This is a genomic window from Methanoculleus methanifontis, assembly GCF_030464365.1.
Classification (GTDB): Archaea; Halobacteriota; Methanomicrobia; order Methanomicrobiales; family Methanoculleaceae; genus Methanoculleus; species Methanoculleus methanifontis.
The window spans coordinates 168233-194868 of the sequence record NZ_VCYI01000001.1; the positions used below are offsets into that span (position 1 = coordinate 168233).

Consider the following 26636-nt stretch of genomic DNA (forward strand, 5'->3'; position numbering starts at 1 on the left):
CCGGTATGATGAGCGTGGAACTGCACGACCACGTTTACTACTTCAGCAACATTGAACTGAAAAACGTCTATTTACACTTCTATAGCCGGAGCGCCGGGCCAAACGGTGAGAATTACGGTGGTCCGACCCTCGAAACCCGTTTCGGTTATTATGATTGGCTTATGGAATGGAATTACCCGCTCACAGAGTCGGTAATTCTCATTTACTCGGAGAATGTCCCGGTGTATGTGATAAGCACGGTGGATTTCGGCCAATATTCATTTACGAGAAATCCCTATACGAGTGAACAAGATTACATCCCACGGAAATACTATAATATGAAAGCGGTAATGCCGGAGAAGCAGCCAGGTATACCAAGGTATTATGATCTCCCGGTTTCTGCGCCAATACGGCTGCTTCGCGAAGGAAGGCCCGATAATCCCTATTTACCGGCCACTCCGACGCCCACTGGGTCGCCCACGGTCACACCAACCTTTACTGCTCCAACTGCATCTCCTACGGCTATAGAAACACCAACCCCGGTAGGAACATCGGTTCCGCAACCAACCCCGGTGCAACATTTGCCGCCCCACCCTACCGCAACCCCGCCCCGGGATGACCGGGAACCGCCAGAAGACTGGACACCACCGCCAACCGTTCCCCCGGCCACTCCATCGACAACACCGAAGCCAACCCCAGTTGAGGAGCCAATTGAGGAGCCAACTGCGGAGCCCACGGTCGAGGAGCCGACCCCGGAAGTGACCACGATTGTGGAGCCGGAACTGGAAGAATTTTCAACGTTCACACCGGAACCGACTGAGGAACCGATAGAGGAGCAGACTCCTGTGGAAGACGAGAACAGAACCAATTAAACTCCGCCGTTGCGGGGAGCCGGTATGATTGGTGGATTCGGGAGGACGAGGTAATAATTGAAATACAGAATCCCTGGTGTTAAATAATGACCTTCAAGGTCGACCATTGAGAGCCGGACCACCAACGCGGTTACCGCCCCTCAAAACCATCAAAATACTCTTTTACCGCTTCCACGAACCCGTCCCCGTAGGATTCTTTGGTGACCCGGTCCGCCGCCGCCCGGGTCGCGGCAGGAGCATTTGCAACAGCGACGCCGATACCGGCTGCCTCGAGCATCTCGATATCGTTCTCGGAGTCGCCGATAGCCATCATCTCTGAGGGGGAAAGCCCCATCTCCCCGGCGAGATCCCGGAGCGCGGTTCCCTTGTTGATACCGGGCGCCTGAAGGTGGATTGCAAATCCGGTGTCCAGCACCCGAACGGGGAGGTCGTGGTCGCGGATGACCGTTCTCGCTTCGTCGGGGGCGATGTTCCGGGCGAAGGCAACGTCGGCGAACCGGTACTGCGCGCTGTAGAGTTCGAGTTCCACGCCTTTTTCGGTAAAATAGTCCTTGAGAATCTCGAACGCCGCGAGGCAGGCGTTCTTGTCACCGGGGATGCGGAGGGTGCCGGAGAATGTCCTCCGGTAGACACCGCCGTTCTCGCCGATGATCGTCCCGTCCGTCCCGACCATCTTGCAGAGCCCGTCCATGAAACAGACGGTGTTGCCGCTTGCGAGCACCACCTCTATTCCGACGTCGACGAGGCTACGGATGGTCTCGACGGCAGCGGTGTTGATCCGCCGCCGCCGGTCGGTGATGGTGCCGTCGACGTCCGTTACGAGCGCCTTCAACACTGCTTGAGCCCTGCCTGTTCGACGATGAACGCCGCCTCGCCCTCGGGGAGGTTGGGGCTGTCCACCAGGCGGGCGACCCTCTTGCCGCCCTTGCTCTTCCTGAGATAGAGCCGGAAGGTTGCGGTGTGGCCGACGATGTTGCCGCCGATCGGTTTCGTGGGGTCACCGAAGAGGACGCCGGGGTTCGACATCACCTGGTTGGTCACGAGCCCGACGGCGTTGTGGTCGTCGATCAGTTTCAGGAGGTCGTGCATGTGGCGGTTCAGTTTCTGCTGCCGGGGAGCAAGGGTGCCCCGCCCCGCGTACTCCGAACGGAAGAGCGACGTTAACGAGTCGATGACGAAGAGCCTGACCGGGTAATCGGAGTTCCGCAGGTCGTTTGCAAGTTCCCGTGCGGTATCGAGGAGCAGCATCTGGTGGTCGGAGCTGTGCGCCCGCGCAACGTGAATCCGTTCGAGGACCTCATCGATCTCCCCGATCTCCGCCTCTTCGGGGAGACCATTCAGCATCTGCTCGACCCGCTCCGGTCGGAAGGTGTTCTCGGTATCGACGTAGATGACCCCGCCGTGAAGCCCGCCGAGTTCTTCGGGGAGCTGGGCGTTGACGGCCATCTGGTGAACGAGCTGGCTCTTACCCGACCCGAACTCGCCATAAACCTCCGTTATCGCCTGCGTCTCGAACCCGCCGCCGACCAGTTCGTCGAACTCGGGCACCAGCGTCTGGAGCTTCTTGATATCCTTCCTCTTATCGAGGATGTCCCGGCCGGTCTTGAACCCCCCGATATCCGCCATCTTCCTGGCGGCGAGAATCACTTTCTTTGCGGTGGCCTCGCCTATCTCCGCCGCTTCGGCGAGGTCCGCCGTGGTGGCCGTCGCAACGCTTTCGACGGTCCCGTATCCGGCTTCGCGGAGCTTGTCGGCGGTGGTCGCTCCGACGCCGGGTAAATCTTCAAGATCAATCTCTGACATCTCAATCCTCACTTGATCTCTAGGTGTGTTTCTGTATGCTACACTAGACTCTCTAGCCGGAGACATAAAGGTCGCTTGCCGTGCGGGGTGAAAGTGAAGATCAGGATCCGGGGTGCCCGGAGATCCGATCCAGGCGGCGTTGCAGGTCGTCGGGATCAGGCTGTACGGCCTCGATAGCGCTCGGACTGATCACGCCTCTGTGCACCGTGCCTCGCGCGCGGACGATGTATCCGACGGGCAGCGGTTCACGGAGGAGGTAGCAGGCGTCGCCCGTATCGAGAGCGGTTCCCTGCCGGGTGGGAACGACCGTTCCCACCACTTCGATCTCCTCCTCCTCCTCACCGATGATGACGAGAGCGCTCCCCCACGAGAGGTGCACCTCGAGGTCGCCGTACCGCCCCCGCCGTGCGTTCGCGTTGTAGACCTCGATCCGGTCTCCGGGCACCAGGTGCTCTTGAGCCTTCTCGCCCCAGATGACGGCCGGGATCTCGCCGGTATCGTCGGCGGCGACGAGATTCCTGACCGAAGACTGCCGCCCGCTCCGCGTGACGAACGAGTGAGGGGGCTGCACGGAGAGAACCTTCCCGGCAAGCGAATACGTCCCGCCCTCCTCGATCTCGGTGACGGTATTCATCGGGACGCCGATCTCATGGCCGGAGCGGGATATCGATGCCGTTTCACCGAGACTGTACTCGATTCCCCGGTCGCTTTCCCGTGCAACGGCGCCGCGAATGACGACCGTTTCCCCCGCGTCCACTCCTTCAAGAATGGCCGGTGCCCAGGCGACGAGCCGGAAGACGCCGTCCTCGTTCCCGATCACCGCTTCGACCATCTCGCCGGGTGTCCCGTCGCGGCGGGTGAACGTTCGCGGGCTCTCGATCGCGATCAGCCGGACCTCGAGATCCCCCGCCGGTTCGGGCCCCCCGGGTGTTGCGGTCTCCTCGCAGGTGATCTCGCACGCTGCCTCCTGGACGGCGACGGCCGTGACGTCCGGAACCTTCCCGCCGCCCTTCGGCCGACCGAGGATCTCGAGCACGTCGCCCGCCTCGATCTCCGCGACCGCGGCGGCTTTCTCGTCCCAGAGGGTCAGCCGGGCCCTGCCGGTCTCGTCGCCCACCGTAACGTTCGCGACGATGCCGGGGGTGCCGTCGGGCCGCTCGAACTCCCGCGGCTCCTCGACGGCGAGCACCTTTGCAAAGAAGCACGCGAGGCTCGGGGCCGCGGCGAGGTCGCGTATACGGATGTGCGAGCGCCCCAGATCCCGGACGACCAGCATCGCCGCCGTCCGATCGTCGAGGAGGTCGCCCGACTCCGCCACCTTCTCCTCTACGCGGCGCTCGAACTCTTCCTTTCCAAGGAGGTCATCGACCAGGAGGTAGTGAAACTTCACGGTTGCGGCCCCGCTCCTACTCCTGCCAGGGCGGTATCATCATGGGAGCCGTCAGGTCGTCGATCGTCTCGGCCCGGCGCATCAGGGCGGCCTGCTCGCCCGCGAGGAGCACCTCGGCGCACCGGGGACGGCTGTTATACTGCGACGACATCGCAAACCCGTACGCCCCGGCGTCCAGCACCGCGACGAGATCGCCTGCCTCGAGTTCGGGGAGCATCCGGTCTTTCGCGAGGATGTCGCCCGTCTCGCAGATCGGCCCCGTGACGGAGTATTCCCGCACCGCGGGTGCGTCGGCCCTGTTCGCCGCGACGACCTCGTGGTAAGAATCGTACATCGTCGGCCGGACGAGGAGGTTGAACCCGGCGTCGACGTTCGCAAACGTCTTGTGAGCGGTCTTGACGGAGTTGACCCGTGTCAGGAGAAGCGTCGAGTCACCGATGAGCCATCGGCCGGGCTCGACCCAGAGTTCGGGCTCGATCCCGAGTTCTTTGACGCCGCGGAGGAAGACCGGCATGACCGCTTCCGCGTACTCCTCCGGCGTCGGGGCGCGATCGGTCCCCCGGTGGTAGGGGATGCCGAGGCCGCCCCCGATATCAATGAACGAGGGGTTGACCCCGATGTCGAGCAGATCGCGGGCGACGTCAGTCAGCACCTCGACCTCGCGGGCGAAGGGCTCCACGGCGAGGATCTGCGAGCCGATGTGGCAGTGGATCCCGACGGGGTTCGTGTGCTCGAGCGCGAGCGCTTCCTTGTAGGCATCCAGGATCTGCCCGGCGGGGATGCCGAACTTGCTCGTCGCAAGCCCGGTCGCGATCTTCGGGTGGGTGGGGACCTCGATCGCCGGGTTGACCCGGAAGGCGATATCGACGGTTGTTCCTGCTTCTCCGGCCGCGCGGTCGAGCTGCCGGAGTTCGTCGGGTGAGTCCACCGAGACGCGGATGCCCTTCTCTACTGCGAGGGCGAGGTCGGCGGGGGTCTTTGAACTCCCGTTGAAGAGGAGCGACTCCGGGCGCATCCCGGCGGCGAGGGCGAGCGCGACCTCTCCTGCGGAGAAGACGTCGGCCCCGGCGCCCATGGATGCAAGGATCTTAAAGATCGCGAGGTTGCCGTTCGCCTTCGCGGCGTAGAGGACGCGGATCTTCGGGTAGTGGGCAGTGAGCGCGCCGGAGAGCCGCTGGAAGTTTCCACGGATCCGCTCTTCGTCGGTGACGTAGAGCGGGGTGCCGAACCGTTCCGCGAGGTCGACCGTGTCGTGCTCGCCGATCCGGAGACGGCCGTCCCTGACCGTGAGGTGCGAGGGGAGGGTCACAGGTCAATCCCCCGCATCCGCTCTACGGCCTCGTTGATCCGGTCGATCGACCGGGTGATCGCGAACCGGACGAATCCTTCGCCGTTCTTGCCGAACCCGACCCCCGGCGTCGCGACGATCCCCGCCTGGTCGAGGAGTTTTGCGGAAAACGCCATACTGTCGTCGACCGGCGCCCAGACGTAGAAGGTGGCCTTCGGGGCCGTGACGTCGAGCCCGACTTCGGTGAGCCCTTTGACGAGGACGTCCCGGCGCTCCTGGTAGATCGAGCAGGCCTTCGCGATACAGTCCTGCGGCCCGGTCAGCGCCGTGATGGCTGCGTGCTGGATGGCCTCGAACGCGCCCGAGTCGACGTTGGTCTTGACCCGGCCGAGCCCGGCGATGATATCCGGGTTGCCGCAGGCCATACCGATCCGCCACCCGGTCATGTTGTAGGTCTTCGAGAGCGAGTGCATCTCGACCCCGACCTCCATCGCGCCGTCGGCCTCGAGGAACGAGGGCGCCCGGTAGCCGTCGAAGGTGATCTCGGAGTAGGCGTTGTCGTGGACGACGACGATGTTGTGCTCCCGTGCAAACTCGACGACCTCCTCGAAGAATGAGAGGGGCGCGATTGCGGCCGTGGGGTTGTTCGGGTAGTTGATGAACATCAACTTCGCCTGCTTCACGACGTCGGCGGGGATATCCTCGAGCACCGGGAGGAAGTCGTTATCCGCCCGGATGGGCAGTTCGTGGACTTTGCCCTCGGCAAAGAGCGTGGACGTCTTGTAGACCGGGTAGCCCGGGTCCGCGGCGAGGACGACCTCGCCGGGGTTGACGAAAGCCTCGGCGATGTGCGCGATGCCTTCTTTCGAGCCGATGAGCGCGAGGGTCTCCTTCTTCGCGTCGAGGTCGACCCCGAACCGGGCCCGGTACCACTCCGCCACCGCCTCGCGGTAGGCGAGCATGCCGGTGTAGGAGGGGTAGTGGTGGTTCTTCGGGTTCCTGGCCGCGTCGCAGAGCGCCTCCACGATGTGCGGCGGGGTGGGGAGGTCGGGGTCACCGACCCCGAGATCGATGACGTCGACACCCTGTCGCTGCTTCTCCTCTTTCATCTCGTCAATGCGTGCAAAAAGGTAGGGGGGAAGGTGTTCCATGCGTCTCGAATACATCATCAGGTATTGCGCACGGGAGCCTATGTATTTTCTCACTCACACTTCCGGGGTTCCCGTTCGTCACGTGACCGGTAACGCTGATACGTTCCCGGACCAAACGATGTATTGGACATGAACGACCTGGCAGAGCGTCCCGTGTATATGGATCATGCGGCGACGACATTCATGAAGCCCGAAGTCGTCGCGGCGATGGCCCCGTACCTCTCGGAGCATTTCGGCAACCCTTCGTCCCTCTACCGGTTTGCCGCCGGGTCCCGGAGCGGTGTCGAGACGGCGCGGGGGCAGGTGGCGGCGGCCGTCGGCGCTACACCTGCGGAGATCTTCTTCACCGCCGGGGGCACGGAGGCCGACAACTGGGCGATCAAGGGGGCCGCTTTCGCGAACCAGGAGCGCGGCAACCATATCGTCACCTCTGCGATCGAGCACCACGCTGTCCTTCATACCTGCGAGTGGCTGGAGCGGCAGGGGTTCTCGGTCACCTACCTCCCGGTCGACGAGTTCGGGCGGGTCGAGCCGGTGGCGGTCGAAGCGGCGATCACGGATGCGACGATCCTCGTCTCGGTGATGACCGCGAACAACGAGATCGGGACAGTCCAGCCGGTCGCGGAGATTGGCCGGGTTGCGCACGAGCACGGCGCTCTCTTCCATACCGACGCCGTCCAGGCGATCGGGGCGGTGCCGATCGATGTGGAGCGGATGAATATCGATCTCCTCTCGCTCTCCGGGCACAAGTTCTATGGCCCGAAGGGGACGGGGGCGCTCTATATCCGGCAGGGAACCCGGGTCGAGACCCTCATCCACGGCGGCGGGCAGGAACAGGGCCGGCGCGCCGGAACCGAGAACGTCCCAGGCATCGTGGGGCTCGGGCGGGCGATCGAACTTGCGACCGCCGATATCGAGGGGCACAACCGCCGGATCGCCGCGATGCGTGACCGGCTGGTTCGGGGTGTCATCGGTTCCATCCCGGACTGCCGCTTAAACGGCCACCCGACTGAGTGACTCGCGAACAACGCGAACTTCAGTTTCCGCTACGTCGAGGGGGAGTCGATCCTGCTGCTGCTCGACGGCCGCGGGATCTGCGCCTCCACGGGGAGCGCCTGCTCGTCGGGGTCGTCGGAACCGTCACACGTCCTGCTTGCGACCGGACTCTCCCACGAGGAGGCGCACGGGTCGCTCCGGCTGACGCTCGGCGATGCTAATACGGTGGATGACGTCGATTATGTCCTTGATGTGCTGCCAGAGGTGATCGGGAGGCTGCGGCGGATATCGCCGCTGACACCGCCCTGTGCCCGGGTACCGGAGGCCGAATGATGTATACGGAGAAAGTAATCGAAGAGTTCACGAACCCCGAGAACGTGGGCGAACTGGCTGACGCCGACGCTGTCGGCGAGGCCGGGAGCCCGACCTGCGGGGATATCATGAAGATCTACTTAAAAGTCGAGGACGACCGGATCACCGATGCCCGGTTCCAGACCTTCGGGTGCGCGGCGGCGATCGCCTCGAGTTCGATGGCTACCCGGATGATCCTGGGGATGACGGTCACCGAGGCATGGAACCTCTCGAACGTCGACGTGGTGGACGCTCTCGGCGGTCTCCCGGAACCGAAGGTGCACTGCTCGCTCCTCGCCCGCGACGCCATTCGGGCCGCGATCGACGATTTGCGAAACCGGCAAGGGCTCGAGCCCCTGGAGAGGGAGTCCGGCGGGTGCTGCTGCGGGGAGGGCGGATGCTGTGTCCGGCCCGAAAACGGTTAAATACGGGCGGAGGTGAAGGTAAAACCATGGCTCTCCCGGAATTTGTCGTGGTCCTCTGCACGGCCCCCGCCGGCGAGGCGGAAGACCTTGCAAGAGCGCTTGTCGATGCACGCCTCGCTGCATGCGTGAACGTTGCCGACGTGCAGTCCTGCTTCTGGTGGGAGGGGACGGTCACGAACGAGCCCGAGCGGCTCCTTGTCGCGAAGACGCAGCACCGCCTGCTCGATCCGCTCATCGAGCGGATCCGGGAGCTGCACAGTTACGAGACCCCCGAGATCATCGCCCTTCCCATCGTCGGCGGCTACGCGCCGTATCTCGACTGGGTCAGGGGGGAGACGGCCTGATGGAGATCGTCTGCCGCGCCGGCATCCAGGTGACGGGTGACGGCGCGCGCGAAGTCCACGACGACATCATCGTCGAGGATCACGTCCGGCTCTTTCTGAATGGCGAGTATCTCACGGCGCTCGTGGCGAGCCCCGACCGCCTGGGCGACCTTGGGGCCGGGTTCGTTGTCTGCGAAGGGCTGGCGGACTCGGTCGAGTCGGTGGAGGTCTCGGAAAAGGACGTCTACATCACCGCCCCGGTGAAAAAGGAGATCCGGCTCGAGACGGAGTCGTCCGGCGGTTCCCGGGTGCTCGGCGAGCCGGGATCGGTCGCGTCGTCGGTCACGATCACGGCGGACGGCATCCGTGCGGTCACGGCGGCGATCGAGTCCGATACCTGGCGGAGGACCGGCGGCGTCCATTGTTCGGTCCTCTTCTGCGACGGCGAACTCGTCACCCGGGCGTGCGATGTGGGGAGGCACAACACCGTCGACAAGGTCGTGGGCCATGCGGCTCTCCGGGGGCTCGACCGGTCGAGGTGCGTCCTCGGGTGCACCGGCCGGCAGCCGGCGGGGATGGTGGCGAAGGCGGCGAACGCGGGGATCCCGATCGTCGTCTCCCGCGCCGCCACGACCGACGGGGGCATCCTCACGGCAGAGCGGGCAGGGCTCACGCTGGTCGGCTTCTCGCGGGGGGAGCGGTTCACCATCTACACGCACCCCGAACGGGTGCCCGAAGTCCTGAGTATTCTGGAGAAACCATGACGGAGAACGACGAAAAAACCGCGCTGATCCTGCTCGGGTGCCCGCAGGTGCCCGTCCAGACGAGCATGGCGCTCTACCTGGTGCACGGCCTGAGACAGCAGGGGATCCGGCCGGTGATTGCCGGGACACAGGCGGCCCGTAAACTGATGGAGGTGGCCGACCCGGACCGGCACTACGTTTTGGAGATGACCGATCTCGACGCGGCGATCGACGAGATCACGGGGAAGCAGCGGGACTTCGACCTCTGCTTCGTCTTCATCCACAACGACTCGGGAGTCGCGTATGCCGGGACGGTGGCCTACATATCGAAGGCACGGGTGTATGCCCTCCTCTTCGGGGAGCACGCGGAGGAACTCGCCGGTGAGATCGAGTTCCCCTGCGAGGTCGTGGCGGCGAAGGCCGTCCACAACCCCATGCCGCTGAAGCGGAAACTTGACAAGGTGATGCAATGGGCTGTCTCGAAGCGCTGAAACCCCAGGTCATTCTCTCGCAGTCGTCTTTTAAGGAGGCGCGGGAGTATATCAAGAAGAACGTCCGGGAGTACCACGAGGTCGAACCGGGTTACAAAATCCATGATGTCCATATCATCGGCGTGCCGCCGCTGTATGTCGGCGTCGAGGGCGAGCACCTGATCTTCCCCTACACCAAGCCCTGCCACGGGACGTTCGTGGTGAAGGTCGCGGGCGGCGAGGATATTGCACGGCTGCGGGCGAGGAAGAAGTAGCCCCTTTTTTAGAACCCGTTGTGTTTGTCCCGGTCGTTCAGTTGCACCGTTGCTTTGCGCGGAACCCATATGGCTGATGGCACCTTCGCGCCTGATAGTGCTCGAGTTCCGGTTCTCGCACCTTCGGTGCTCAAGCTCCTGCCAGGACGGTAGTCGCACTCACAAACCATCACACCCGGGGTGAGGCTGTATCCCCTCCCCTGCACAGTTGCCTCACGCGAAGGCGCGAAGGCGCGAACTCCGGCATCTAGTTTCTGGCGACCCTTCGCGTTCTTCGCGGCTTCGTGTACGTCGTGATGTATAGTTAGGAGGTGACTCGTCCTCTGGGGAAGGATTTCAACAAAGCTGGTTCTTCCCTTAAAAGAGTATATTGATAGAGACTCCCGGGAATCCCTCAGAAAAATGGAGGGGCGATCTGCCCCGTCTCATCGATCCCGGAGTCAATCGTATTTCTGGAAGAGCGCCGGGTTCTGCCGGTGCATCCACCAGCGGCGAACCAGGAACCCGCCGACGGCAAGCACCTGGACGGCCCCGGCGACAAGGGCGACGTCCGGGCCCAAAGAACGAGATATAAATTACCGGAGAACCGTACTACACTAGTGAGAACCCGGGCGCGTGCGGTCAGACCCCCGCGAGGGGATCGGCGAGCAGCCCGTGCGGCGAGCCGTTTGCGGCCGGGACACCTGAATCTACACCGATACGGGCAGGTACCGGCCCTGGATGCAAGTGAGACCATGAGCGAACCCTTACGCGTGCTGTTGATCGGGAAGAGTCCCGGCAAACTCGGGGAGATGCTTCGCGAGTGCGGACGCGACGTCGAGTTGATCCGTTGCGAGCGCCCCCGGGACGGGCTTGCTCTGGTATTGGGGGGCAGGATCGAGATCGTGCTCCTCGACCTCGATCTCATGGACGGGCAGGGGGCGGCGGCCTTCGACCGCCTGCGCCGGACGGCCCCCGACGTCCCGGTCATCGTGCTCACCACGGCCGGCTCTTCTCCCGCTGCGCTCCACGCGATGCAAAACGGCGCGCAGGACTACCTGGTCTGGGGGAAGACCGATGCGGAACTGCTCTGCCGGGCGTTCCGGTACGCGCTCGAACGCAAACAGGTGAAGGCCGCGCTCCGGCACTCGGAGACGATGTATCGGAGGCTCGTCGAGAACCTCAACGAAGGCGTCATCGCCGTCGACGAGACCGGCTGCATCACCTTCGCAAACCCCGCGATGGAAGAGATCCTCGGCTACCCCGCCGAACGCCTGGTCGGCTCGCCGGTCGCCGGGTTCTTCGACGGTTCCGGCCGGGAGGGGTCGGTCTCGAAGAACCCCTTCTGCCGGGAGACCGACGAACGGCAGGAGTTCGAACTGGACCTCCTCCACTCGGGCGGCGGACGCATCCACGCGCTCGTGGTCACGTCGCCGGTCACCGACGAGTCCGGCCGGTTCCGGGGCTCGATTGCCGGTGTCATGGACATCACCGAGCGCAAATGCGCCGAAGAAGAACTCCTGATCCGGAACGAACACCTCATGGTGCTCAACCAGATCATCGGCGTCACAGCCGCCTCCCTCTCCCTTGCCGAACTCCTGGAGGAGTCGCTCAAAAAGACCCTCAAACTGATGAGGCTCGACGTCGGCATCGTCTACATGCTCGACTCCGAGCGGAAACGGGCGCTGTTGCAGCACCAGAACGGACTCCCCGGATCCGCCCTGGCCCGGCACCGCCTGATCAAAGTCCACCACTGGCCGTTCAACTTCGTCTTCATCGCCGGCCAGCCCCGCTACATCGAGCAGCAGGCTGACCTCAACTCCATCGAGGCGGGCATCCTCCGGGAACTCGAGGTCTCCGCGCTCGCCTGCATCCCCCTCGTCGCGGAATCAGTCGTCGTCGGCGCGGTCTACGCCGGCAGCCGGACGAAAGAATCCTTCTCCCGCGATGAACGGACGCTCCTCGAGACGATAGGGCAGGAGATCGGGTCGGGGATCCTGAAAGGGATGCTGCACAAGAAACTCGAGGCGGCCAACCGGGAGGCGAACCTCTACCTCGACATCATGACGCACGACATAAAAAACGCCGAAAACGTCTCGAACCTCTACAACGACCTCCTCCTCGAGATGCTGGAAGGCGAGGCCGCGCTCTACGCGAAAAAGATCCGGAGCAGCATTCATCGGAGTGCCGAGATCCTCGGCAACGTCACCACGATCCGCCGCATCCACCACGACGCGCCCGACGTCGGACCGGTCGACCTCCATGCCGTCATCCGGGAAGAGGTCGCCGCATTCCCGGAGATCGCGATCGAGGTTGCAGGGGGCACCCCCGCCCGGGTCTGGGCTGACGACCTGCTCTCCGAGGTCTTCACGAACCTTATCCGGAACGCCGTCAAGTTCGGCGGCCAGGATGTCAGGATCGCCATCCGGGTGGAGGATTACGACGGCGAGAACGTGCTGGTCTCGGTCGAGGATACCGGGCCGGGCATACCCGATCGCATGAAAGAATCGATCTTCCGCCGGTTCGAGCGGGAATGGGTCGGGGGGTACGGCGACGGCCTCGGCCTCTTCATCGTCCGCGCTCTGGTCGAGCGCTACGGCGGCACCATCCGGGTGGAAGATCGGGTGGAAGGGCGGCCGGATCTCGGTGCGGCATTCAGGTTTACCCTCCATGAGGTTCTCCCCGCCGGCGACGACGAGGACGACGAGTACCCGGACGGGGAGGAGTGCGAATAAAATTCCATTCCGGGAACGGTGCATCGTCGGCTTTCCGTCGGGGCGTGGGCTGACGATTGCGACCAAGATCAAAAGGCTTAAGAATGTGAGAAACATTATTTCCCAGCGTGACGCCCGCCTACGTCCGAATCATCCAGTTCATCATGGCGATAGGGATCAGTCTCGCGGCCGGACAGATCGGCTCGTTCTTCACGATGCCGGCGATCTCTACCTGGTATGCCGGTCTTACCATGCCCGAGTTCAGTCCACCTTCATGGGTCTTCGGCCCCGTCTGGACAGTGCTCTACATCCTCATGGGCATCGCGCTCTATCTTGTCTGGAGCAAGGGGTGGAAACATAAGAACGTGCGCGTTGCGACGGCGGTTTTCGGCGTCCAGCTGGTCTTAAACGTCCTCTGGTCGTTTGTCTTCTTCGGGATGCAGGCACCGTTCTTCGCGTTCATCGTGATCCTGCTCCTCTGGCTTGCAATCCTCATGACGATAGTCGCCTTCGACCGGGTCTCGATACCCGCGGCAGTTCTGCTCATTCCTTATCTGTTCTGGGTGAGTTTTGCGGCTTACCTCAACTACGGGATCTACCTTCTCAACCCGTAAGGGACGCTCCAACCCGGATCGTCGGGTGCAAAGGCAGGTTCGCGCCGATGCACCTGCACCCTCCGGCGAGCGGCGGCACGGCCTCTCGTGCGGAGGGGTAAAAATAGTAGATTACTGTTTTTCTATCTGCCGCCAGACGTGGGCGAACCGCTGGAACGCGGTGTAGTGCCCGAGGAAACCGAATATGACGAGGAGCCACCCGAGGTAGTTCAGGCCGTAAATCTCCCCCGGTATCAGCACTGTGAGAGCGCCTGCGATGATGATCAGCACCAGCCGGTCTGCCCGGCCGAGGATCCCGCCGTAGAACCTGCCCACCCCGACGGCCTGCGCCTGGGTGCCGAGGTAGGAGGACATCAGGACGCCGGTCAGGGCAAAGACGCCGATCTGCCAGGGCGCGGCCCCGCCCGCAAATATCCCGGTGATGATGAAGATATCGGCGTAGCGGTCGATGACGTGATCGAGAAAGTCTCCACGGATGCCCGCGATCCCCATATCACGGGCGAGCGCCCCGTCGAGCGCGTCGAAGACGGCGTTGAACACGACCATGATGGTGCCGAAGACGACTCCCCCGGCGTAGAACGCGACGCCCGCAAGCGCCGAGACGAGGAACGACGCAATCGTCAGCGCGTTTGGGGTGACCCCGGCCCTTCGCATCAGGTTCACCACGGGCTGAACGATCCACTGCACCTGCGGCCGGAACTGGTCGAGCGTCATCTTCCGACCTCCAGGTAGTCCGACCAGTCGATGGAGCCGTAGGACGGCGGGAGTTCTCCCCGGACGAACCACTCGATCCGGTCGGCACACTCGCCGACGGAGAGATCGGTCGTATCCACCTCGAGGACGTGCTCGCCGGGGTGCTCTTCGAGCGTCTCGACCAGGATGACGTCGAGCGCCTCCGCCTCGACGTTCTCCGCGACCTTCTCCTCCGGGTAGTTCCTGGGCAAAAGCCGCTCCCGCAGGATGTCCGGGCGGCACCGGAGCACCACCACCCGGTTGCAGGGGAGGAGGTGGGCGAGGTGGCCTTCGACAAACCCGTCGAGGGGCTCGAACTCGTCCACCCACCGGTCGACGTCCACCACCAGCGTCTGCCGGGAGCAGTCCTCTTCGATAACGTAAGGCCGCACCGTATCCGTCAGGCGGACGACAGTGTGCCCCCGCCGTTCGAGTTCGGCCGCAATGGATGTCTTCCCGGTTCCCGGCGTGCCGGTGATGCCTGTCATCATATCTTCGTTATCGCCTCGAGGAATCGAATGTTCTCCCAGTCTTCTCCGATGCAGACCCTGATATAGTGGTTCCCGAGCCCCGGGAAACTGGTGCACGACCGGACGATGACGCCTTCTGCCGCGAGGCGTTCCGTCACTTCGTCACCGGTGTGAGGTTCGACGTCGATCATGACGAAGTTTGCGTCCGAGGAGTATACCCGGAACGGCACCTCTTCAAGGAACCGTCGTCGCCACTCCCGCACGTGATCAAGGGTCCCCCTCACCTGATCGGTGTCGGCGAGGGCTCCCGCGGCAGCGGCCGCCGAGACCGCGTTCAGCGCAAACGGCGTTGCGGCCCTCTGGTAGAACGGCTCCAGCCACGTCGGGACAAATGCGTAGCCGACCCGGAGCCCTGCAAGGGCGAAGATCTTCGACATCGTCCGCCCGATGACCAGGTTCTCGTACCGGCGCATCAGCGGCCGGTAGTCGATATCCGCAAAATCCACGTAGGCGTTGTCGAGGAAGAGCAGCCCGTCCATCTCTTCCAGGATCGTCTCGACATCCTCCAGCGGAACCGAGTTCCCCGTAGGGTTGTTCGGGGTGCAGAGGAAGGCGAGTTTTGCGCCCCGTGAGGCTTCGACGAACGCTGCCGGATCGACCGAGAAGTCGTCTCTGCGGGGGACGTTCACCACCTGTGCGCCGTGCGCCGCGGCCGCGATCCCGTAGAACGAGAAGGTCGGGGTCGAGGCGGCCACCGTCTCGCCGGGCTCGACGATCGTCCGGATCACCGTCTCGATGACGCCGTCCATCCCCGCGCCGGCGACGAACCGGTAATCGCCGTGGTAGCGGCGGAGGGCTTCGACGAGCGCGGATGCCCGCTCATCAGGGTAGCGGTTCGTTTCTCTGAGGGCGGCTGTCGCCGCCTCGATCGCGGCGGGCGACGGGGGCCGGGGATTCTCGTTGCTCGCGAGAAGGGCCACCCGGTCGAACCCGTGTTCCCGTGCGACGTCCCCGGCCTTCTTCGCGTAGGAGTAGCCGCTCGCACCCGTATAGCACGCTCTAACCAAGCGCCGCATTGATGACACCGACAGCTGTGTCGATCTCCTCGTCCGTGATCACGAGCGGCGGGATCAGCCGGAGGTTCCCGTCGGCGGCGCAGTTGACGAGCACCCCGTTCTCGGCGCAGGTCTGCTGCACCTCCGGGCACCGGTCGCCGACCGACATGCCGATCATCAGGCCGCGGCCCCGCGGGTTGTGGGCGGCAAGGGCTTTCTTGAACCGTTCTCCCTTCCGGGCCACGTCGGGGAGGATCTCCTCGATGACACCGATCGTCGCGAGTGCCGCGGCGCAGGCAAGCGGGCCTCCGGCGAAAGTGCTCCCGTGCTCGCTCTTCTTGAATTCGAGCCCCTCTCGGGCGACGAGCGCACCGATGGGGAACCCGCTCGCGAGCCCTTTTGCGGTCGTGACGATGTCGGGGGTCACCCCTGAGTGCTGGAAGGCGAACCATTTCCCGGTCCGGCCCATCCCGGTCTGCACCTCATCGACGATCATCAGCGCCCCGGTATCGTCGCAGATCTCCCGGATGCCCTGGAGGAACTCGTCGGGCGGGATCAGGACGCCTGCTTCGCCCTGGATCGGCTCGATGAAGACCCCGGCGGTATCCTTATCGACCGCACCCGCAAGAGCGTTCAGGTCGCCGTAGTCGACGAAGGTGCAGGGGGTCGAGAGCGGTTCGAACGGCTCCCTTATGGCGGGCTTGTGGGTGACGGCGAGCGACCCACAGGTCCGGCCGTGGAACCCGTGGTTGAACGCAACGAAGTTTTTCCGTCCTGTCCGGACGCGGGCGAGTTTTATCGCGCCGTCGTTCGCCTCCGCGCCGGAGTTCGAGAAAAACGCCTTTGCGAGTCCCGTGATTCCGACAAGCCTCTCCGCGAGTTCCGCCTGGTTCGGGATGTAGTAGAGGTTCGAACAGTGGATCAACTCTTTAGCCTGACCACAGATCGCCTCGACGACCAACGGGTGGCAGTGGCCGGTGCTGCAGACCGCAATACCCGCCACGCAGTCGATATACTCGTGTCCCTGGTCGTCCCAGACACGCGACCCCGCGCCCCGGACGATCTTCATCGTCCGGCTAAACGCGGGCATGTAGTAGCGTGCATCAAGCACGCGTGAATCTTCTGCCATGATTATCTCACTCGTATTCGATCGTTGCCGGGGGTTTGGGGGTGACGTCGTAGACGACCCGGGCGACACCGGGGATCTCGGCGGTGATCCGGGTCGCCATCCGTGACAGCGTCTCGTGGGGGAGGAGCAGCGGATCGGCGGTCATCCCATCACGGGATGCGACGGCCCGGACGGCGACGATCCAGCCGTGGAGCCGGACGTCTCCCTTGACCCCGGTTCCAAGGCCGATCAGCGCCGCGAAGCACTGCCAGGGGTGGAACTCCTCCACCAGGCACTCCTCGACGATGGCGTTCGCCTCACGGACGATCGCGATCTTCTCCTTCGTCACCTCACCGATCACCCGGACGGCGAGCCCCGGGCCCGGGAAGGGCATCCGGTGCTGGATCTCCGCCGGGAGCCCGAGCCCGCCGGCGACCTCGCGGACCTCGTCCTTGTAGAGGTCGGCGAGCGGTTCGATGACGCCCTTAAACTCGATGTTGAGGGGCATGCCGCCGACGTTGTGGTGGCTCTTGATGCCCCCCTCGCTCTCGATGCGATCGGGGTAGATCGTCCCCTGCAGGAGCATCGTCGCCCCCGTCCGCTTCGCTTCCCGCTCGAAGATCCTGATGAACTTCGCGCCGATGGCCTTGCGCTTCTCCTCGGGGTCGACGATGCCCGCGAGAGCCTCGAAGAACTCGTCCGCGGCATCCACGACGCGGAGGTTTGCGTCGGCAAAGAGCGACCGGATGCGGTCGGTCTCGCCCTTCCGCATGAGGCCGGTGTCCACGTATATCGGGACGAGACGGTCGCCTATCGCACGGGTCGCGAGCGCCGCGCAGACCGACGAGTCCACGCCGCCGGAGAGCGCCATCACGACCTTATCCTCACCGGCAGCATCGCGTATCTGCTTGACTGCCTGGTCGATAAACTTCTCGACGTTTACCATTCTGTTGTTTCACCTGACCTCTGATGATGTTTTATTCTTCTTGCATGCCTCTACAAAGCCGACGTAGGGCGGGGAGGGGTTTGTCGGGCTCGATTTGAACTCGGGATGGAACTGCGTCGCGAGGTAGAAGGGGTGATCCGGGATCTCGCAGACCTCCATCCGCGGCCCGCAGGAACCCGAGAAGACAAGCCCGGCACCTTCAAATTCCGCGATGAACGCGGGATTCACCTCATAGCGGTGCCGGTGCCGCTCCACGATTGCCGTTTTGCCGTAAAGGCCAGCCACCTTCGTCCCATCCTTCAGGACGACGTCGCAGTCCCCGAGACGCATCGTGCCCCCGAGGTCGCTGACGTCTTCCTGCTCGGGGAGGATGGCGATGACGTGCGTTCCCTCTCCCATCTCCTCGCTCGTGGCGTCCTCGATGGCGAGGACGTGCCGCGCGTACTCGATCACCGCGAGCTGGAACCCGAGGCAGAGGCCGAGATACGGCTTGTTGTTTTCGCGGGCGTACCGGATCGCCCGGATCTTCCCTTCAATCCCGCGCTTCCCGAACCCGCCCGGGATCAGGATACCGTCGACGTCGGCGAGATCGCAGACATCGAACGTCTCCGCATCAAGCCAGCGGATGTTCACCTCGGTGGAGAGCGCTCTTCCGGCGTGCTTGAGCGACTCCTTGATGGACATGTAGACGTCCTCGATCCCGTATTTGCTGACGACGGCGACCGTCGCCCGGTTCGTATACTCCTGCGAGACGACCCGGTACCACGTGGAATCCGGTTCGTGGTTGTCGAGGCCAAGATAACTGCAGACGACGTCCGCGACCCCTTCTTTCTCCAGTTCCATCGGGATCTGGTAGATGTCCGGGGCGTCCTTTGCGGAGACGACGGCCTTTACCGGGACATCGGTGAAGGCGGAGATCTTCTTCTTCGTCTGCGGGCTGATCACGTCGCTGCTTCTCGCGACGATGATGTCGGGCTGCAACCCGAGTTCGCGGAGCGCCTTCACCGAGTGCTGCGTGGGTTTGGTCTTGAAGTCCCCCATTGTGTCCATTGGAACCAGGGTGACGTGAACCAGGATCATCTCTTCCGGCGCGAGTTCGCCGTGCATCTGCCGGACGGCCTCCAGAAACGGCATGCTCTCGATGTCACCCACCGTGCCGCCGACCTCGACCAGGCAGATATCGGCAACCTTGCCGCCGTTGACCGCCTCCTGTGCCGCGCGGCTGATGCAGTGCTTGATCTCGTCGGTGATGTGGGGGATGATCTGGACGGTAGCGCCGAGGAAATCCCCGCGCCGCTCTTTCTCGATGACGTTCCGGTAGACCTTGCCTGTCGTGATGTTGTGGATCGATTTCAGGTTGATGTCTAAGAACCGCTCGTAGTTGCCGAGATCAAGGTCGACTTCCCCTCCGTCGGAGAGGACGAAGACTTCACCGTGCTGGGCGGGATTCATGGTGCCGGCGTCGATGTTCAGGTACGGGTCAATCTTTACCGCCGTCACCTGGTAGCCGCGGTTTTTCAAGAGGCGGCCGATGGATGCGGTGGTGATGCCTTTCCCAAGCCCGCTCATCACGCCGCCGGTTACAACGATATACTTCAAGCTCTCGTTCCCCTCCGGTTCTTCCGGATACTCTCTCTTATGTATGTGTCCTGGGTATTGAGAATGTATTGTTCCAGCAGTCCCGGGGAATCCCCACCGGCGAAAGAGGGTTTTTGCCGGGCGGGCCGTCCCGACGCTACTCCCCGATGACTGCGAACGATGTCGACGTCCGGGTAAGAAGCGTATCGTCCGCCGCGTTCCTGACTTCTCCGTCTGCAAACGCTACCCGGCGGCCTTTGCGGACAACCTTCCCGGTGGCGACGATCGTCCCGGTGTTGACGCCTTTGATGAAACTGGTATGCTCATCGATCGTGGCGATCCTCTCGTTCTCGGCAAGAAGCGTGTAGAGCGCAAGCGCAATCGCCTCGTCGGCGAGCGCCACGTAGACCCCGCCCTGGAGCCACCCGGCGCCGTTCAGCATATCCGGCCGGACCCCCATGCTGAGCCGGGCGCGCCCGTCGCCGTATTCGTCCACGTCTATCCCCATCAATTTGAAGAAAGGATTTGCGTCCCTTCCTACCCGTTGTAGTTCGTCGATGTACCCCACGCGACCACACCTGTCTCCCGGAGGGTTTGGGGTCTTTTGGGGATAAACGTTATGAATACCGGTGCCTGATGCGAAATCTGATTCGTTTATCCTGCTCGTTTGCCGGCCGGAGACCGGAATCGCGACGGCAGGATCTGCCACCGCGTCGCTATCCGGTAAAAAAAACCCTTTTTCCTGAAAAAAATATCCTTGAATTGCTGCAGATACGCGATTTGGCCCTATCTCCAGGATGGGGAGGCCCGGAGAACATATAACAACAAATATCTCTTCCGCTCTCAACCAGTGTAACATGGAAGACGCGTGGCAGCCCGGGGCACTCCACAACAGGCGACTCGAGCAGCTTCGGGCTACCATGGACGACTACATCGCAAAGAACACCGAGCAGGTGAAGGGAAACCTCCCGGTCTTTTTCGGACACGTTGCCGCCACGCTTGACAAGACGTTTCCCGAGCTTGACGACCGGTCCTATGACGACTTCGTCGATGCGACTGCTTTTGCACTTCTCAGCGCCACGCGCGAGCCCCCTGCCCCGGAGTTTCTCGAAAAAGTCCTGCGGCATGCCATGGGGAACAAGCGCCGTCGCAAGGGCCGGGCAACGCTCGACGTGATCGTTGCCCTCAAACTGATCGATTCCGGCAACTACTACCAGGCGATCGAGTATCTTGCTCCACACAGGGGTTACGACGGGCGTATCAATGCTGCAATCGCCTACTGCTACTACGCCCTGTCCCTCGCGAAGAACCAGGAGTCGAGACTTCGCCCCGACGACCTGGAACTGCATGCCCGTGAGGAGATGCTGACCCTCTCCCGGATCCGCGCCCCGGTCAACCGTCTTGGGCTCTTCAATCACAAAGACAACCAGCTGAACTCGATCTTCTGGTTCATGCTGGATCTGGCGTTCACCTGGTTCCCGAGCGAACCGGAGTTCTACCGCATGGGTGTTGCCTGGACGAAGGACGAGGGGGATGCCGAACGCCGCAACTATCTCCTTGCTCATGCAACGGAACGGTTCTCGGACGACAGGTTCTTCCTGACGGAGGCGTTTAACACCCGTGTTGAACTGCGCAACGGAAGCGGTGCCGCCGCTGTCGTCAAACAGATGATGCAGCAGTTCCCGAACGACCTCGAACCGCTCTACTACGGGATGAAACTCGCGATCCTCGGATCTCAGCCGAAATCCTACGCGAATTTCCGGAAACTGGCGATCTTGAAAGAGTTCCCCCGGCACCTGCTCCTGATGCTCGATGCCGTCTTCGAGGTGATGTGCAACCACAAGATGGAGAGTTACGTCTGCTTTGAGGAGGCGAAGAAGGCCTCTCCCGGGCGGGAGTACTACATCATGGCACTGGATTACATCCTCCACGACTTCATCGAGGGTGACGAGGAACGGGCGAAACGTGCGCGGTCTACGTTCTTCACGTCCGTGGATCAGTACTGCATGCGGGTTCTGAAGTTCAGGGAGTGACGGAGGTGGTTGTTGTGCTGCAGATCCTCCTGGGAGAATCCAGAGCATTCCGGCGGGGAATCCTGTGTCCCGCCCCTGTTCCGGCCACTGCTCATGAACGGTGCCGGAATGCCGGAGTTCTTCCGGAAAAGCGGTTGAATCGACCAATTTCAAAAATAACGCGGAAAAGCAGAATGATGCATATCTCTATCCCAAAAGGCAAAACTTCCTGTGAGCGCCGCTTACAGGCCCGAATATACAGGGACGCCGTGGAGGACCGGTTGCGATGACGGGAAATAAGACAACCCGGGACGGTGCCCGTAAATCGCCGGGCCCTGGAGTGGATATCTGCTTATCGATCCTCCGTGAAATGCCGGACGGCTTTGTTCTGGTGGATGGAGAGGGCAAATGCCGGTACCTGAACCCGGCGTTTACCCGGATCAGCGGGTATACTCAAGAGGATGTCCCGACACTCGCTCTATGGCTTGAGCGTGCCCACCCGAACCCTGCATACCGGCAGAAGGTGCAGGAACTGGGGGAGGAACTCTTTTCAGGCACCCGGGATACCCTGGTTGCCGGCGTGGTCTGCCGGGACGGCAGGGTGCGCGATATCGAACTCCGGCGGGTGGCGGTCGAGGGCGGCTCTGTCCTGCTCACTGTCCGGGACGTCACCGAGCAGGCCCTGACCGAGGAGGATCTCAGGCAGGCGACGTCTGAGTTGACCGCGGTGATCGAGGCCTTTCCCGATCTCTTCATCCGATTGAACGCTGACGGGACGATCCTCGATGTCCGGGCGGGGAGGCTCGCGGAGGTGTCGATCATCTCCCGGGCGCATCTTGGGCGGCGGGTGCAGGATCTGCTCCCCGCCGGGGTGGGCGAGGCGCTTTCGGGCGCGTTACAGGAGGCCGTCAGGGCGAATACGCCCGCGGAACCCCTCGAGTTCAGCCGAACGGTTGCCGGAGAGACCCGGCATTTCGAGGCCCGCGTCATACCGTTCCGGGAGATGCACCTGATGGCTATCATCAGGGAGATCACGGAGCGCAAGAAGGCGGAAGAGGAGTTGCACCGTCACCGCGAGCACCTGGAAGAACTCGTTGCCGGACGGACCGCCGAACTCGAGCGTGCGAACAAGCAGCTCGAGGAGTTGCTCTACTACATCGAGATGACCGAGCGCAAAGCCGCGGAGGATTGGCTGGACTTATCGGTCGAACAGGGCACCCTGGGGGCGGATGAGCCCGAAGAGGCGAGGATCACCGCCGACGCCGCCGGGACGATCGTCATCGTGGATATGGTGGTCGAAGGCCTCACCGGCTACACGGGGGACGAGCTGGCCGGGAAGCCGGTCTGGTCGCTCTTTCCAGGCGCCGGTCTGGGGGAGTTTCTTTCCGGGGAGGTGCTGGGACAGGGCCGGTCGGCTGAGTACGCAGAGGTCGTGGAACTCGTGAAGAAAGATGGGTCGAGAGAGGCCGTCCGCGTCTCCGGTGACCCGATTGCCGATGCCGGCGGCGCCGTGGTCGGTATGGTCTGCACGTTCCGGCGGGCGTGAGGCTTCAGAGCCGGAAGCCGTAGGATTCGGGGTGAGCCGCTCCCGGATCCTGGGGCGCTACAGCGACCCCGATCTGGTCGGAGTAGAGCCCGAGCCCTTCGAGCGCGGAGAGAAGCACTTTTTCCGGTGTGTTGTTGATCTCGCTCACATGTGCGAGCATCGCCATATGGATGCGGTCGGCGAGCCTCTGCAGGCAGCGGGCGGCGTCGGGGTTCGAGAGGTGCCCGCGTTTTGACCGTATCCGGCTCTTCAAGTAGGCGGGATACGGGCCGTTTTCAAGCATATCGGGGCAGTGGTTGCTCTCGAGGAGGACGGCGTCGCAGGATGCGAGCCTGTCAAACATCGAGGTGGTGACGGTGCCGGTATCGGTGCAGCACCCGACACGGAGATCGCCTTCGGCGACACAGAACCCGCAGGGTTCCCGGGCGTCGTGGGAGGCGGCGAAGGGTTCGATCGAGAAATCGCCGACGGAAAACGTCTCGCCGCAGCGGCACTGCCGGGTCTCCGCGGTCGTTCCCCTGCACTTCGCGGTGAACGCTTCGAGTGTCCCGCCGGTCGCGTAGACCGACACCCCGAGCCTCCGTGCCAGGACGTCGACGCCCCGGACGTGGTCGATGTGTTCGTGCGTGACGAGTATCGCCTCGATGCGTGTAGCGTCCCCGCCGGCGGCTTCGAGGCGCCGAAGGGTCTCGCGAGCGGAGAGCCCCGCGTCGATGAGCAGCGCACCCTGCTCCCCCTGGAGATAGGTGCAGTTTCCTTTGCTCCCGCTGGCGAGGACTGTCAGTTCCATTGTAGAAATTGTGGGCTTTGCGGCTATTTAATATCAGGGAAGACGGCGTGCAGAATGAAGACCGGGATCGGGGTTCCAATCCCCGGTGAGAGCGGGTGAGCACGACGGAGGAGTCCCGGCAGGGGGTCGTCGGCCGGATCGTCCCGGGTGAGGATGAGACCTCTCGTCGAGACCTACCCGCGCCCTGAACCCCGGTGGTTCACCCCGCGGACGACGTGAACCGACTCCGGCGCAAACGAGACCGAGACCCGGCTCCCCTCCCGGATCTCGAGGACGTCCACCGCCTTCCAGGAGAGGACGGATGAGAGCGGGACCCCGCAGTCGACCGTCACCCTGCTGAACGGCCCGCGCGGCACGATGGAGGTCACGGTGCCGGGGAGGCTGTTCCTGCCGGGTGTATCCATCGACGGCGCGGCGATCCGGAGATCCTCTGAGCGGATGCAGAGGGTGACCCGCTCTCCCGTCGATGCCGGCGAACGTGCCCGGACGCGGACACCCCCGGCATCGACGACGGCGGTGCCGTCTTCCCCCTCGACGACGCCGCCCTCGACGATGTTCTCGATCCCGACGAACCGGGCGACCTCCCGGCTTGCCGGGAGGGTGAAGACCTCCCGCGGCGTCCCCACCTGCGAGAAGACGCCGTCCATCAGCACCCCGATCCGGTGGGCGAGCCGCTGGCCCTGGTACATGTCGTGGGTCGAGAAGACGATCGTCGTCCCGAGGTCGCGGTTGATCCGCACCACCAGGTCCTCGATCATCGCCACCGAGACCGGGTCGAGGTTCGCGGTCGGCTCGTCCATCAGGAGGACTTCCGGCTCGATCACCATCGCCCGGGCGAGAGCCACCCGCTGCATCTCCCCACCCGAGAGTGTCCGGGCTTTTCGGTCTCCGTATCCGGCAAGGCCGACCATATCGAGGGCGTCCTCGACCATCTTCCGTATCTCGCTCCTGCCCGCTCCCCGGAACCGGAGCCCGACGGCGACGTTCTCCGTGACCGTCGTGTTGAAGACGGCAGGCTTCTGGAAGACCATCCCCATCATCCGGCGGATGGAGAGGCGCCTTCCCTTATCCGCATGGATGTCGAGGCCGTTGATGCGGATCGCCCCTTCCGTCGGGGTATCGAGGAGGTCGATGAGGCGCAGCAGGGTCGACTTCCCGGCCCCGCTCGGCCCGATGACGGCGAAGATCTCTCCCCGGTTCACCTGTCCGGTGACGCCGGCGAGCACCGTCGTATCGCCGAAGTTTTTTGAGACGCTATCGAGTTCAATCATGAGATCACCGGTGCTGCACCCTGGCTATGGCGAGATTGACGCCGAGGGCGATGACGAGGAGGACGATACCGAGCGCGATAGATTGGGAGATGTTCCCCATCGACGTCTCGAGCGATATCGCGGTCGTCAGCACCCTGGTCGAACTCGCAAACGACGACGCCATGATGTTGCCGCCGACGAGGATCGCCGCCCCGACCTCGGAGATCGCACGCCCGAACCCGACCGCGACGGCCGCGAGGATCGCAAACCGGGCCTCTTTCATGATGTTTATGAGGAACTGGAGACGTGTCGCCCCGAGCGAGTAGAGGGTATCCCTGATCACCGGGTCGACCCCCGAGAGCGCGGATATCGTGAGGCCGGTCATGATCGGCAGGACGAGGACCGTCTGTGCGATGACCATGGCGGTCGGGGTGAAGAGCAGCCGCAGAAAGCCGAACGGACCGACACGGGATATGAGCAGGAATATCAGGAGCCCGACGACGACGGTCGGGAGGGAATACAGCGTCTGGATCAGGTTGATGAGACTCTTCTTTCCGGGGAACGTGCCGAAGTTGATGGCGGCCCCGAGCGGAACGGCGAACAGCGTGGCGATGATCGTTGCGGTGAGCGATATGATGATGCTTCGTGCGGCGATGGCCATCACGTCGGGATCAAGCGTGACGATGAGCCGGATCGCCTCCAGGAATCCTTCGATGATCTCGTACATGCTCTCTACCTGACTTTACGCGGCCGAAAAAAAGGGTGATTTAAGACGGATCAAGCGATCGGATCCTTCACTTCAGCCTGGGGCACGCCGATCTTCTCCCAGTCGTCCTGGGCAGCGTAGAAGAGCGGCTGGCCGTACTGGTCGACACCGAAGGAGGCGATCTCCTTCTGGACATCGTCAGAGATCATGAAGTTGATCCAGTCTTTCGCGACGGTGGTGTTGGTGTCGGGGTACTTTGCGGGGTTGATCTGCATGGCGCAGTAGATGTTGAGCAGGATGTCGCCCTCGTCCACGAGCGTCACGAGGTCGAGATCGCCCTTGTAGGCAAGGTAGGTCCCGATGTCGGAGAGGGTGTAGGCCTGCTTCTCGTTCGACATCGTCAGGGTTGCACCCATGCCCGTCCCGGCCTCCTGGTACCAGTCGCCGGAGCCCTGCACGTCTGCAGAGTAGTTGAACCCGGCGCCCTTCCAGATGGCCTTCTCCTTGGAGTGCGTGCCCGACGCGTCGCCGCGCGAGACGAAGACGACATCCGATCCGTCGGCCATTCCCGCCTCGCGGATGGCGGTGAACGCCGCCTCAGGCTGCATGCCGTTGATGCCTGCCGGGTCGGATTCGGGGCCGACGAGGACGAAGTAGTTGTAGGCGAAGACGCGCCGGTCGGTACCGTAGCCATCGGCGAGGAAGGCATCTTCACGCGCACGGTCGTGCACCATCAGGACGTCCACGTCGCCGTTCTGTCCGTATTCGATCGCCTTGCCGGTCCCGGCGGAGACGATCAGCACTTCGGCGTTGTACTCCTCCTCGAAGATCGAGGTGAGGTGATCGAGGAGTTTGGTGTCGTAGAGACTCGTCGTCGTGGCGATACGAAGCTGCTGCGTCTCCACGGGGGTCGGGTCGGATGTTGTCCCGGTACAGCCGCAGATCAGCATGAGGGCGACCATCACGGCCGCAACGGCAAAAATAATTCGTTTATGCATAGTTATCAATTAGATGTATCACAATACGTGCATTTAAATAGATGCGTTTTGAGTTAATGGCAACTTAATATA

26 protein-coding genes and 1 pseudogene are annotated in these 26636 nt (G+C 63.2%); 11 read left to right on the top strand and 16 right to left on the bottom strand.

All coding sequences use genetic code 11. The features are described 5' to 3' along the window. The first annotated feature begins 5 nt into the window (after positions 1-5). Positions 6-851 (top strand): hypothetical protein, encoded by an 846-nt coding sequence (locus tag FGW20_RS00915; RefSeq protein WP_301676227.1) that lies wholly within the window; start codon positions 6-8, stop codon positions 849-851. A 130-nt stretch (positions 852-981) separates the two neighbouring features. On the opposite strand, the gene FGW20_RS00920 is transcribed toward FGW20_RS00915, so the two are convergent. From FGW20_RS00920 to FGW20_RS00940, 5 genes are all read right to left on the bottom strand, one after another. Further along, positions 982-1686: a phosphoglycolate phosphatase gene (locus FGW20_RS00920; RefSeq protein WP_301676228.1), complete on the bottom strand. Its 705-nt coding sequence runs from the start codon at positions 1684-1686 to the stop codon at positions 982-984. After that, positions 1680-2654, bottom strand: coding sequence for a DNA repair and recombination protein RadA (gene radA / locus FGW20_RS00925; RefSeq protein ID WP_301676229.1), 975 nt, complete (start codon positions 2652-2654; stop codon positions 1680-1682). The genes FGW20_RS00920 and radA overlap by 7 nt, the downstream gene beginning before the upstream one ends. Positions 2655-2754: 100 nt before the next feature. Next, on the bottom strand, positions 2755-4044 hold the full coding sequence (locus FGW20_RS00930) for an OB-fold nucleic acid binding domain-containing protein (RefSeq protein WP_301676230.1): 1290 nt from the start codon (positions 4042-4044) through the stop codon (positions 2755-2757). A 16-nt stretch (positions 4045-4060) separates the two neighbouring features. Continuing rightward, entirely contained in the window at positions 4061-5353 is a 1293-nt protein-coding gene (gene lysA, locus FGW20_RS00935) for a diaminopimelate decarboxylase (RefSeq protein WP_301676231.1), read from the bottom strand. Then, positions 5350-6498 carry an LL-diaminopimelate aminotransferase gene (locus tag FGW20_RS00940; RefSeq protein ID WP_301676232.1) on the bottom strand — a complete coding sequence of 383 codons (1149 nt, stop codon included), beginning with the start codon at positions 6496-6498 and terminating at the stop codon, positions 5350-5352. Before FGW20_RS00940 ends, lysA begins: the two co-directional genes overlap by 4 nt. Before the next feature lie 114 nt (positions 6499-6612). On the opposite strand from FGW20_RS00940, the pseudogene nifS reads away from it, so the two are divergent. The 8 genes and pseudogenes from nifS (at position 6613) to FGW20_RS00980 (ending at position 13373) form a co-directional block, all read left to right on the top strand. After that, a pseudogene (gene nifS, locus FGW20_RS00945) lies at positions 6613-7812 on the top strand (cysteine desulfurase NifS). Then, complete coding sequence (locus FGW20_RS00950) at positions 7812-8255, top strand: iron-sulfur cluster assembly scaffold protein (protein ID WP_301676325.1); 444 nt, start codon at positions 7812-7814, stop codon at positions 8253-8255. The pseudogene nifS and the gene FGW20_RS00950 overlap by 1 nt, the downstream one beginning before the upstream one ends. 26 nt (positions 8256-8281) lie before the next feature. Then, entirely contained in the window at positions 8282-8599 is a 318-nt protein-coding gene (gene cutA, locus FGW20_RS00955; protein ID WP_301676233.1) for a divalent-cation tolerance protein CutA, read from the top strand. Then, positions 8599-9342, top strand: a complete 744-nt coding sequence (gene fdhD, locus FGW20_RS00960; protein WP_301676234.1) for a formate dehydrogenase accessory sulfurtransferase FdhD — start codon at positions 8599-8601, stop codon at positions 9340-9342. The genes cutA and fdhD overlap by 1 nt, the downstream gene beginning before the upstream one ends. Beyond that, complete coding sequence (locus FGW20_RS00965; RefSeq protein WP_301676235.1) at positions 9339-9812, top strand: DUF1890 domain-containing protein; 474 nt, start codon at positions 9339-9341, stop codon at positions 9810-9812. The genes fdhD and FGW20_RS00965 overlap by 4 nt, the downstream gene beginning before the upstream one ends. Further along, on the top strand, positions 9791-10066 hold the full coding sequence (locus tag FGW20_RS00970) for a DUF1894 domain-containing protein (RefSeq protein WP_301676236.1): 276 nt from the start codon (positions 9791-9793) through the stop codon (positions 10064-10066). Before FGW20_RS00965 ends, FGW20_RS00970 begins: the two co-directional genes overlap by 22 nt. Positions 10067-10800: 734 nt before the next feature. Next, positions 10801-12780, top strand: a complete 1980-nt coding sequence (locus FGW20_RS00975; protein WP_301676237.1) for a hybrid sensor histidine kinase/response regulator — start codon at positions 10801-10803, stop codon at positions 12778-12780. 107 nt (positions 12781-12887) lie between these two features. After that, positions 12888-13373 carry a TspO/MBR family protein gene (locus tag FGW20_RS00980; RefSeq protein ID WP_301676238.1) on the top strand — a complete coding sequence of 162 codons (486 nt, stop codon included), beginning with the start codon at positions 12888-12890 and terminating at the stop codon, positions 13371-13373. A gap of 111 nt (positions 13374-13484) precedes the next feature. Here the strand turns inward: FGW20_RS00980 and FGW20_RS00985 are convergent, their stop codons facing one another. The 7 genes from FGW20_RS00985 to FGW20_RS01015 all read right to left on the bottom strand — a co-directional run bounded on the left by FGW20_RS00985 (position 13485) and on the right by FGW20_RS01015 (position 19830). Then, positions 13485-14087 (bottom strand): CDP-alcohol phosphatidyltransferase family protein, encoded by a 603-nt coding sequence (locus FGW20_RS00985; protein ID WP_301676239.1) that lies wholly within the window; start codon positions 14085-14087, stop codon positions 13485-13487. Then, entirely contained in the window at positions 14084-14596 is a 513-nt protein-coding gene (locus FGW20_RS00990; protein WP_301676240.1) for an adenylate kinase family protein, read from the bottom strand. Before FGW20_RS00990 ends, FGW20_RS00985 begins: the two co-directional genes overlap by 4 nt. Beyond that, positions 14593-15651, bottom strand: a complete 1059-nt coding sequence (gene hisC / locus FGW20_RS00995; RefSeq protein ID WP_301676241.1) for a histidinol-phosphate transaminase — start codon at positions 15649-15651, stop codon at positions 14593-14595. The genes FGW20_RS00990 and hisC overlap by 4 nt, the downstream gene beginning before the upstream one ends. Continuing rightward, the gene (locus FGW20_RS01000; RefSeq protein ID WP_301676242.1) at positions 15635-16759 is read right to left on the bottom strand and encodes an aspartate aminotransferase family protein; all 1125 of its coding nucleotides are present in this window, start codon (positions 16757-16759) and stop codon (positions 15635-15637) included. Before FGW20_RS01000 ends, hisC begins: the two co-directional genes overlap by 17 nt. Before the next feature lie 7 nt (positions 16760-16766). Then, complete coding sequence (gene guaA / locus FGW20_RS01005) at positions 16767-17684, bottom strand: glutamine-hydrolyzing GMP synthase (RefSeq protein ID WP_301676243.1); 918 nt, start codon at positions 17682-17684, stop codon at positions 16767-16769. A 9-nt stretch (positions 17685-17693) separates the two neighbouring features. After that, positions 17694-19283 carry a CTP synthase gene (pyrG, locus tag FGW20_RS01010; protein ID WP_301676244.1) on the bottom strand — a complete coding sequence of 530 codons (1590 nt, stop codon included), beginning with the start codon at positions 19281-19283 and terminating at the stop codon, positions 17694-17696. Positions 19284-19419: 136 nt separating this feature from the next. Beyond that, positions 19420-19830, bottom strand: a complete 411-nt coding sequence (locus FGW20_RS01015; RefSeq protein WP_301676245.1) for a PaaI family thioesterase — start codon at positions 19828-19830, stop codon at positions 19420-19422. 289 nt (positions 19831-20119) lie between these two features. On the opposite strand from FGW20_RS01015, the gene FGW20_RS01020 reads away from it, so the two are divergent. Further along, positions 20120-21295, top strand: a complete 1176-nt coding sequence (locus FGW20_RS01020) for a hypothetical protein (protein WP_301676246.1) — start codon at positions 20120-20122, stop codon at positions 21293-21295. Positions 21296-21560: 265 nt separating this feature from the next. Then, the gene (locus FGW20_RS01025) at positions 21561-22820 is read left to right on the top strand and encodes a PAS domain S-box protein (RefSeq protein ID WP_301676247.1); all 1260 of its coding nucleotides are present in this window, start codon (positions 21561-21563) and stop codon (positions 22818-22820) included. A 4-nt stretch (positions 22821-22824) separates the two neighbouring features. Here FGW20_RS01025 and FGW20_RS01030 read toward each other — a convergent pair whose 3' ends face one another. The 4 genes from FGW20_RS01030 to FGW20_RS01045 form a co-directional block, all read right to left on the bottom strand. Beyond that, on the bottom strand, positions 22825-23610 hold the full coding sequence (locus FGW20_RS01030) for an MBL fold metallo-hydrolase (protein WP_301676248.1): 786 nt from the start codon (positions 23608-23610) through the stop codon (positions 22825-22827). A 173-nt stretch (positions 23611-23783) separates the two neighbouring features. Continuing rightward, on the bottom strand, positions 23784-24881 hold the full coding sequence (locus FGW20_RS01035) for an ABC transporter ATP-binding protein (protein ID WP_301676249.1): 1098 nt from the start codon (positions 24879-24881) through the stop codon (positions 23784-23786). A gap of 4 nt (positions 24882-24885) precedes the next feature. Then, positions 24886-25587: an ABC transporter permease gene (locus FGW20_RS01040; protein WP_301676251.1), complete on the bottom strand. Its 702-nt coding sequence runs from the start codon at positions 25585-25587 to the stop codon at positions 24886-24888. 50 nt (positions 25588-25637) lie between these two features. Next, positions 25638-26564 carry an ABC transporter substrate-binding protein gene (locus tag FGW20_RS01045; RefSeq protein WP_301676252.1) on the bottom strand — a complete coding sequence of 309 codons (927 nt, stop codon included), beginning with the start codon at positions 26562-26564 and terminating at the stop codon, positions 25638-25640. Between the last annotated feature and the right edge of the window lie 72 nt (positions 26565-26636).